Annotated in this window: 1 protein-coding gene; it reads right to left on the reverse strand. The window is 40.0% G+C overall.

Going from position 1 to position 1,266, the window contains the following annotated elements; translation table 11 throughout:
• A partial coding sequence (locus ACOVO2_RS24370; RefSeq protein WP_421772476.1) for a family 43 glycosylhydrolase occupies nucleotides 1–1,266 on the reverse strand: 1,266 nt, incomplete at both ends.

A 1,266-nucleotide genomic window follows, 5' to 3' on the forward strand; every position in this document is an offset into this window, starting at 1 on the left:
ATCTCAAAACGGCATCATCACCGCTGTATTTCAAATACTTAAATGTGGCGTTATTCTCTGACTTTTCACCGTTTGAAGTGGCATACATGGCAAAAACATTACCAATAAAACCACCCGAAACTCGGGTAGATAGGTGTTTACCATCTTGGTTTTCGGCCAAAATCTTAAAGTCTTTGCCGTTTTCTGAAATAGCAAAATGGCATTTATCGGCATTATTAGTGATACGTAGCACTAATTTCCCATTGCCTACTGGTAACGTATTTATCAACTCTACATCTTTTTTGCGGTGAACACTTTTGTATAATTCTACCTGAGTTTTACCCTCTTTGATTGATTTTGCCAAGAAATAATAGTGACTTTCGTCTTGATAAATAACTAAACCCGCTTTCTCTTTTTCAGATTTTGGTGTAAAAACAAGCTCAGTTTCGGCCGTGCTGTTCATGTGTTGCTGGCGTTTGGCTACAAAAGATGGATTGCCGAGTTCTGAAATAGTTTCAGGTTTTAGTTTTAATGTCAATCCATTTTTAGAAGTTTTAAACGAACTGCTATCTACCTTTCTCAAGTGCATCATCGAAAGGTCAAGACCTTTATCAAACTTCATGGTATAAGAAAAGTTACCATTTTGAGGCAAAGCACCTTTTTGTTTAACTTCTTTTATGTTGGTTTTGTATTTGTATTCGAGGGGTTTTTCGCCGTGTTCAATCATTGGCCAATCGTTTACCCAAGTGAGCGGAGCGATAAACATTTCACGACCTGTGTTGTAATAATCGCCTTCGTAAGGGCGAACAGCCAAGAAAATTGAGTACCAATTTCCGTCTGGACCTTCAATAAACTGGGCGTGTCCTGCCGAAGTAATAGGATTTGGGCGGTCGGCAGGTAAGCCTCTTTGAGTCAATACTGGGTTTCCTTCATAAGGCACATACGGCCCCCAAATATCTTTGCTACGCAAGGCCACTTGTGAGTGATTGACCGATGTTCCACCTTCGGCACAATACAAAATATACCAATCGTTACGTTTCATGATGTGGGGACCTTCAATCCAAACTGGTTTTTTGGTAATGTCCACACCGCCGTTGATTAATTGTTTTTTCTCGCCAATTACCTTTAAGTTTTTGTAATCAAACTCATACATTTGCACGGTGCGGTGGCCAGGGTAAAGTGGCTTATTGTCAGGAGCATCGCTGTTGTAAGTAATGTAGGCTTTGTCAGTTGCTTCATCGAAATAAATTGATGGGTCGATGCCTCTTACTTGTGGCAATTTTACAG

Source organism: Emticicia sp., from assembly GCF_049241225.1.
GTDB lineage: Bacteria > Bacteroidota > Bacteroidia > Cytophagales > Spirosomataceae > Emticicia.